Raw genomic sequence first — 7,675 nt, forward strand, 5'->3', positions numbered from 1 at the left:
AATGTTGAGGCTGTGTAGTCGCGATACTCCTGTCGGTTGGTGGGTTCTAACGGACATTTTCGACAATTTTCGAATCACTCGTAATAGTTGAAAAATTGGCCATTTGTCCGATTCCGTAGCAACAGCTAGGTTGCTTCGGTCCCACAACTACCGAAGTTCTCGCCGCAAGAAACTCAATGAAAATGGGTGCCTGCATACGAGTAACTCAATCAGTGTTGAGTTTAGGGTTTCTGGAGAAATTGGCCATTTGTCCAATTTCTAAAATCTCTTTTTGTATCCGATAAAACATAGTAATTTCATATAGTTAATTAGTCTTTGAGAGGTTAAAATGAGAGGCTTTATGTATCGGTTAGACATCCAGCGCCATCCATCGGGAAACCTAGCGAGTGATAACCAATGGCTCCTTCAATCCGGCTGTAGCTTCGCCACACTCTGGTGGGTTCGAGTGCAAGGCGAGACTATGGTAGAGGGGGAAAAAAATGTCCTATAAACTGGTGCGCAAGACGCGATTGAAGACGTTAGATTCATCCACCATCAAGAACGTTTTCTTGTATCTAGCCGAAGTTGCGAACGACGACGGTAAGAATATTTGGCCGCCAATCTCTAAAATTGCAGGCGCTACTGGGTTCAGCCCATCGACAGTCGATGTAGCTATGGGAAAACTGAAACAGTCAGGCCTGATTTCCAAGGTTGGTCGCAAGACTTTGTCGTCAGGCCGAGTTTCAAATTTATATGAAATCGACATAGCTAAGCTAGATGACTTACCTGATGCGTATACGGCAACGAATAGCGAACTGCAGGAGACACGTTACACTAAATCGTGCCCCCACAGACCTTCAGACGCGTGTCTGTGGAACGAGGTTCACAGCCTTGATACACAGCTGCAGGGTGCTTCGACCCCCGACAGTCGGGTACAGTATAGTAAAGGAATAAGTAATAATAATACTAAGAGCGATGTTGTTCGACGGATCAAGACAGCAGGGGATATCGCACAAAAGGATTTTGAACGGGCAATTGCTGCATACAATTCTGTCGCGAAATTACACGGCTGGTTGAATTACCCATCGCAAAGCTCAGCGGTCAACGCCATGTTGCTGGAGCGTCTAGTAACCTTTGACGGACTAGATGGCTGGTTGACTGCTTTAGAGCGAGCAGCAAACTCTGATTATCTTTGCGGGCGCCTTCCAGGCAAAAAGTTTACCAACAATGCCAAATATCTGTTGAAAAACCTCGATAAGCTTCAACAAGGGGGGTTTGATAATTCCGATAGTCGGATGCGATCTGTTTCAGCTTCCGCAACCGCTGATAAACACCATATTTTGATGGGACGGATACTTCGCGAGATCGCTTTTGACCATGGGCTAAAGGATTGGCAATTGCGCTCGCCGAAGTCCGCATCTCAATATCCGGAAGCGATACAGGCTGTTCGCGACGCGGTGATGAAGACGGGTATCCCAGTGGATATCGTATCTAAATTCGTCGGGGAGGTCATGGCATGACCAACAAACTCAAGCCTCATGACCGCGATCCAAAGATGCCCAATGTACGCGCGTTTCCGACCTTCGATTCAAACAACGGTGATAACTTTTTAGGCGGCGCGCCAGCTCCGGAAATGCTGCGTGATCTTTGTGGGACAAAGACAAACGCGGCTGGCACTGGGTTGTTGATGTCAGCCATGCAAGCTCTCGGCCCGGATGCGAAAGAGTTTCGCCAGTTTATGACCGCACTATGGGCGGAGGAAGAGCCCAAATCGGCGGTTGAGGCGATGTTGGTGCAACAGCTGGGGTCGATCCATCTGGCCATTTCCAAGCTTTCAATGCGTTTCAACAGTAACATCGATTTGGCGACGCAGATGGCCTTGCTGAAGGCCATCAACAATTCGATGCGAACGGCTGCCGAGCTTGTTCGCACTTTGAAGAAATACCGCTCCGCTGCAAACCAAACGGTACGGATCGAGCGTGTGAACGTCAGCGATGGTGGGCAGGCCATCGTTGGCGACATCCACCGCGGGGGGGATCGCAATGAATAATGACATCAACCCCATGCAAAGCGCGCATAACGCTCCGCGTTGCTCGGCGACAAGTAAGCGTTCCGGGCAACCTTGTCGGGCACCGGCTGTGAAGGGTTTCTCGGTCTGCCGCATGCATGGTGCGCGTGGTGGCGCACCTAAGGGCGCAGGAAACGGGCGCTATAGCCACGGTTTGCGCAGCGCGTTCTATACCACGCTGTTTGAAGAAAACCGTCGCCTGAACAAGCAGGTCAGGGAGGCGATTAATGACCTTCTATGAATTCTTCGCCGGCGGCGGGATGGTACGGGCGGGGTTAGGTGCGCATTGGCGGTGTCTCTTTGCCAATGATGTCTCGCCTCAGAAAGCGCGTATCTATCGGCGCAACTGGGGTGGGGACGCGCTTGTTTTGGCGGATATTGCGGCGCTGACCTCTGCCGACTTTCCCGATGTGCCGGATCTGGTTTGGGGGTCTTTCCCCTGCCAGGATCTCTCGGTCGCCGGTGCGGGTGCGGGGCTTGCTGGGCAACGGTCGGGGAGCTTCTGGTCTTTGATCGGGGTGCTGCATGACCTCAAGGATCAGGGGCGGGCGCCGCCCTTGATCGTGTTGGAGAATGTGTTGGGCACGCTCAGCGCAAACGGCGGGGCGGACTTCACAGCTCTTTGCCAGGCGGTCGCGGAGCTGGGCTATGATCTGGGGGCCGTGGTGATGGATGCTGCGGATTTTCTGCCGCAGTCGCGTCCGCGTCTGTTCATCATTGCGGTCCGGCAAGGGATAATGCCGCCTGATGACGTGGTCGCTTCGGGCCCGCAGAGCCGGTGGCATCCTCCGGCGATTGTTACGGCGTACCAACGGTTGCCGCAGTGGCTGCAAAAACGCTGGCGCTGGTGGGCAATGCCGACCCCTGCGCCGCGCGTTTTGCAGCTTGCCGATATTATTGACACGGGATTGCCAGCTGACAATTGGGATACGCCGCTGAAGACCAACCGGCTGCTGCTGATGATGAACGAGACGCATCTGCAAAAGGTGGCTTTGGCCAAAGGGCAGGGTGGTATGGTGATCGGCACGATATACAAACGCACGCGGGTTGAGGAGGGGCAAAAGTTTCAGCGGGCTGAGGTGCGCTTTGACGATCTGGCGGGGTGTCTTCGCACGCCGGGCGGTGGGTCCTCTCTTCAGCATCTGCTTGTATTGTTGCCCGAGGCGATCCGATCGCGCGTGATGTCGCCGCGTGAAACGGCGCGGCTTATGGGGTTGCGTGACAGCTATGTGCTGCCCGAAAAGGCGTTGGAGGCGTATCAGCTGACCGGCGACGGGGTTGCCGTGCCGGTGGTGCGTTACCTTGCGAAATGGTTGTTGGAGCCGATAGTTGCAGGCGAAAGTCCTTGGAAACATGGGACTGTTTCTTCGCCTTTCGCTTCACAGGCAAAAATCCCCCAGTTCCGTTAAAACTCACCGGAACCAATCCCCGCAGCACGTGTTAATTCTTCGGAAATAATGATCGCGATATCAACGCTTTACCGGTCACTTCCACACCGGTGAAGCTTCCCATTAATCATAGCTAAAGGTGTGAGTATGCAGACCAAGAATGACGCGATGAGTGAGCTTTGGCGGGTGCTGAGCGGGACGCAGGCGGCTTATGAAACGGCGTTGGAGGGCCTCGACGATGGCGCGGGTAAGGATCTGGTGAGCGAGATTACAGTCATGCGTAAGGAGAATATTGCTCAGGTCGAGAAGTATCTTTCGGACGCTGGTGTTGAGACGAGCGCGCTTGAAGCGCCGGATCGGGTCTATTCAGCGCTGGACTGGACCTCGGCCGGGATCGAGGGGCCTGACGGGGTCGAGGCGCAGGTGCGCAAATACGAGGCGGATGTGCTGGACGCCTATGACCGCGCGATCGAGCCCTATGCCGCGGGGGATGCGGAGCTGCAGTTCCTGACGCAGCAGTATGAGGGGCTGAGCGAAAAGCTGGGCGGGCTCACGCCTGACCGCGCGGCGGCGTGATTTTGGTGAGCAGGCGGTTAACCTGCGCAATCTGAAACAACTTGTGGCAGCCTGATGCGGATCGGGCTGCCATTTCGTATGAGGCCGCCCGGCCTGAAGATGAGGGAGCATGGCGATGATATCAGCGATCCTTGGCATCTGTTTATTGCTGGTGGTGACGGCAGATGTTGTCATGTCGACGCTGGGGGTGGGGGCCAATGGTCCGCTCGCGCCACGGGTGGCACGGGGGACGTTTTGCCTTATCTGTTGTTTGCCGAAACAGAATTGGGTGCATCGTGTTTGCGGCCCGCTTGTGGTGGTCAGCATCGGGGCGGCGTGGATCATCTTGATGTGTTTGAGCTGGACTTTGATCCTGTCGGGGCAGGCGGGGTCGGTGGTTTCGCAAAGCTCGGGCGCGTCAGCCAGCATCTTGGAGAAAGCGATCTATGCCGGGCACTTGCTGTCGACACTGGGCGGCGGCACTTATGAGAGCAGCGGGGCGCTATGGGGCGTGGTGGCGACGCTGATCGGTGTGTCGGGGATGGTGGTGCTGACGTTATCCGTCTCTTTCGTCTACTCCACGACCCAAGCAGTCTCCACCGGGCGGGCCATTCTGGCGCTGTCGGATGTGCATCCACCGGGTACAGCGCAGTTCAGCCAGATCCTGCTGCCGCAACTCGCCACGTTGGTGGCACAGATCAAAGCCATTCCCTATGCGCTCTATTTCAGTACCGTGCGCGAAGAACGGCGTCTGCCGCAGAAGCTGGCGCAGCTGAGAGAGCATCCGGAGATGTCGGCGCAGGATCGGCGCAACCTCGATATTCTGCTGCGCGAGATGCCGGGGTTGGAGCATGTGCCGCAGGATCAGTTCGACGAGACATTTGCAGACTGGGCCAAGGGCTACACGCTGCGCCCCGAAGAGGGGTAAGCGGGCCTATATCCCGCCGTGATCGGATTTCAGATCTTCGCCCTGCTGGTGGATCACCATTTTTCCCGCGGGATAGGGTCTAATAAGGCGGAAGGCGTCCTCAGCCGGTGCGGTCAGCCAAGCCTCGTAATCCTCAGGTGCCAGGATCGCGGGCATTCGGTCGGGGTGGGTGTCCTTCACCAGTTCATTCGGCGTGGTCGTGATCATCGAGGATGTGGTGAGCTCGCGATACTCCGTTCCGTAGTCGCCCGCAAAGCTGCGCCAGATCCCGGCGAGGGCGAAGGGCGGGCGCGGGGTGTTGCCGCTCACGCCAAACCAGACAAAGGTCGCCGGATTGCGCCCCTTCGCCTCGCAAAAGCTGGACGCGGGGATGAGGCAGCGGCGTTCGGTAAAACTGGCCTTCCAGAAGGGCGAGCTGCGCAGCTTATCATCCCGCGCATTGTTCACCGCCTTGGGCTGGATCGGCTTGCCGGTTTTCTTGGAGGTTTGCGGCAGCACGAAACCCCAATGCGTGTTGCGCAGCACGCGGTTGCCATCGCCGTCCAGCGCCACGATGGGGGCCGTGCCCTTGGGGAAGATCGCGGTCAGCGGCTCTGCATTACCCAGTTGGTCATTTTCGGCACGCACTTTGAACAGCTGCCGCATGAGGGTCGGGGCGAGGGTATTCGCGTAGAGGTTACACATTTTCGGCGCTCCGTTTCCGGCTGTGAGGGGCGTGGGCGTTCTACCCATACCACAAATTATGCAGGACATTCCCGTAAGGCGATCTAGTTCAACCCTAGGGACACGCACGTTTACGCGCATTAGAGACCAACAATAAGCCATAGGAATGGAGAGAGCATGACCGACCCCACGTCAGAAAACGGCGAGATAGAGACTGATTTCGAGGTAGGTCAGGACAATATCGACGGCAGCCTTGGCCCCATCGGCTTTGACATTCACAACCCCGTTTTCGTAATCTCGGGGATCACCTCGGTGGTTTTTGTGCTGCTGACGATGATCTTTCCCGATCAAGCGGGCGCGGTCTTCCTCGCGGTGCGTAATTTCGCCACCACCAAGCTCGACTGGATGTTCATGATTATCGTGAACTTCTTTGTCATCTTCTGCATCGTGCTGATTTTTCTGCCCATGTCCAAAGTGCGTTTGGGGGGCGAGGATGCGGTGCCGGAATATTCCTACCCTGCGTGGTTCGCGATGCTTTTCGCCGCCGGTATGGGGATCGGGCTTTTGTTCTTTGGCGTGCTGGAACCGGTCTATCATATGAACGTCTCGGGCCCGCTTGGAGTGCCGTCGCCCATTGGCGCGGACGGGTCGATCATTGCCGAGAATGTAGAGGCTGCCCGCGCCATGGGGCTGGCCGCGACCTTCTATCACTGGGGTCTGCACGGTTGGGCGGTCTATGCGATCATGGCGCTGGCCTTGGCGCTGTTCACCTATAACAAGGGTCTGCCGTTCTCGATCCGGTCCTGTTTCTACCCAATTTTGGGCGAACGGGTCTGGGGTTGGTCCGGCCATATCATCGATATTCTGGCGGTCTTTGCGACGCTGTTCGGCTTGGCAACCTCGCTGGGTCTTGGGGCGCAGCAGGCGAATGCGGGCTTCAACTTTGCCTTCGGGCTCGAGATTTCGACGAATGTTCAGGTGATCATCATCATTCTGGTCACGGCTGTGGCCCTGATCTCGGTCTGGCGCGGGTTGGACGGCGGGGTGAAGGTGCTGTCCGAGGTTAATATGGGCGTCGCGATCCTGTTCTTCCTCTTCGTGCTTTTTGCAGGCCCGACGCTGATCGGCCTCAGCGGTTTCTGGACTGGCCTGATTGCCTATACGCAAGAGCTGATCCCGCTATCGAACCCCTTTGGCCGCACGGATGATGCCTACCGCGAGGGGTGGACGGCGTTTTACTGGGCCTGGTGGGTCTCTTGGGCACCTTTCGTCGGCATGTTCATCGCGCGTGTCTCCAAAGGGCGCACGGTGCGGGAGTTTATTGTCTGCGTCTTGCTGATCCCGTCGTTGATCATCTTTGTCTGGATGGGGGTCTTTGGCGGCATCGCCATCGACCAGATCCTGACCTCCCCCGAGACTTCGCTGGTCAAGGCAAACGTCATCGACAGCTATTCGCCCGAACTCAGCCTCTTTGGCATGTTGAACGAGCTGCCGTTCACCAAGACCGCATCGACCATCGCGATCGTGCTGGCGCTGGTGTTCTTTGTGACATCCTCGGATTCCGGCTCGCTGGTGGTGGATACGATTACCGCAGGCGGCAAGATCGACGCGCCGGTGCCGCAGCGGATTTTCTGGTGTGTGGTCGAAGGGCTGATCGCCATCGTCCTGCTGATCGGCGGCGGGCTGTCGGCGCTGCAAGCAGGAGTCACGGCTACCGGCGTGCCGTTCAGCATCTTGATGCTGGTGATGTGTTACACGATCTACAAGGGCCTGCGCAGCGAACCGCGGGCGTGAGATATGCCACCGGCGGGGCTAAGAGGTCATCGTTCAGCATTCCTCGCACGCCGAAGCTGTCGGCTGTCAGCGCTATCATCACGACAGTCTTATTTTGTTTTGTGTCTGCACTCAATATGAACATCGGCGGAATTACACCCGCGATGAAACTGAAAACAGCTGCCAGAATTCTACGGCTGAGTCCATTACAAAAGGGGAGATTACCGCAGGATGCTTTCAGCCTGTTTCTGTCTGACGGGCGTGTGGCCATCGACAACAATCCCGCTGAACGCGCCCTGCGCCCGATTGGAATTGACCTGC

Annotated in this window: 8 protein-coding genes and 1 pseudogene; 8 read left to right on the top strand and 1 reads right to left on the bottom strand. The window is 56.7% G+C overall.

Features of this window, described 5'->3' with window-relative positions:
- Positions 1-479 precede the first annotated feature (479 nt).
- The 6 genes from ACTRWK_RS17100 to ACTRWK_RS17125 all read left to right on the top strand — a co-directional run bounded on the left by ACTRWK_RS17100 (position 480) and on the right by ACTRWK_RS17125 (position 4,918).
- Positions 480-1,499, top strand: coding sequence for a helix-turn-helix domain-containing protein (locus ACTRWK_RS17100; RefSeq protein WP_289084311.1), 1,020 nt, complete (start codon positions 480-482; stop codon positions 1,497-1,499).
- On the top strand, positions 1,496-2,029 hold the full coding sequence (locus tag ACTRWK_RS17105) for a hypothetical protein (RefSeq protein ID WP_289084312.1): 534 nt from the start codon (positions 1,496-1,498) through the stop codon (positions 2,027-2,029). Before ACTRWK_RS17100 ends, ACTRWK_RS17105 begins: the two co-directional genes overlap by 4 nt.
- On the top strand, positions 2,022-2,288 hold the full coding sequence (locus ACTRWK_RS17110) for a hypothetical protein (protein ID WP_289084313.1): 267 nt from the start codon (positions 2,022-2,024) through the stop codon (positions 2,286-2,288). The genes ACTRWK_RS17105 and ACTRWK_RS17110 overlap by 8 nt, the downstream gene beginning before the upstream one ends.
- A complete protein-coding gene (locus ACTRWK_RS17115) occupies positions 2,275-3,456 on the top strand; it encodes a DNA cytosine methyltransferase (RefSeq protein ID WP_289084314.1) in 1,182 nt (393 codons plus the stop codon). The genes ACTRWK_RS17110 and ACTRWK_RS17115 overlap by 14 nt, the downstream gene beginning before the upstream one ends.
- A 126-nt stretch (positions 3,457-3,582) precedes the next feature.
- Positions 3,583-4,011, top strand: a complete 429-nt coding sequence (locus ACTRWK_RS17120) for a hypothetical protein (protein ID WP_289082237.1) — start codon at positions 3,583-3,585, stop codon at positions 4,009-4,011.
- Between the two features lie 109 nt (positions 4,012-4,120).
- Positions 4,121-4,918 carry a hypothetical protein gene (locus ACTRWK_RS17125; RefSeq protein ID WP_289082236.1) on the top strand — a complete coding sequence of 266 codons (798 nt, stop codon included), beginning with the start codon at positions 4,121-4,123 and terminating at the stop codon, positions 4,916-4,918.
- A 6-nt stretch (positions 4,919-4,924) separates the two neighbouring features.
- Here ACTRWK_RS17125 and ACTRWK_RS17130 read toward each other — a convergent pair whose 3' ends face one another.
- Complete coding sequence (locus ACTRWK_RS17130; RefSeq protein WP_289082235.1) at positions 4,925-5,602, bottom strand: SOS response-associated peptidase; 678 nt, start codon at positions 5,600-5,602, stop codon at positions 4,925-4,927.
- Positions 5,603-5,758: 156 nt separating this feature from the next.
- Between ACTRWK_RS17130 and ACTRWK_RS17135 the strand changes: the two genes are divergently transcribed.
- Together ACTRWK_RS17135 and ACTRWK_RS17140 are read left to right on the top strand one after the other, a co-directional pair.
- Entirely contained in the window at positions 5,759-7,375 is a 1,617-nt protein-coding gene (locus ACTRWK_RS17135; RefSeq protein ID WP_289084315.1) for a BCCT family transporter, read from the top strand.
- 206 nt (positions 7,376-7,581) lie between these two features.
- Positions 7,582-7,675: pseudogene (locus ACTRWK_RS17140) on the top strand (IS66 family transposase); the annotation flags it as partial.

This window comes from Sulfitobacter sp. G5_S2_6_S6 (assembly GCF_054968505.1).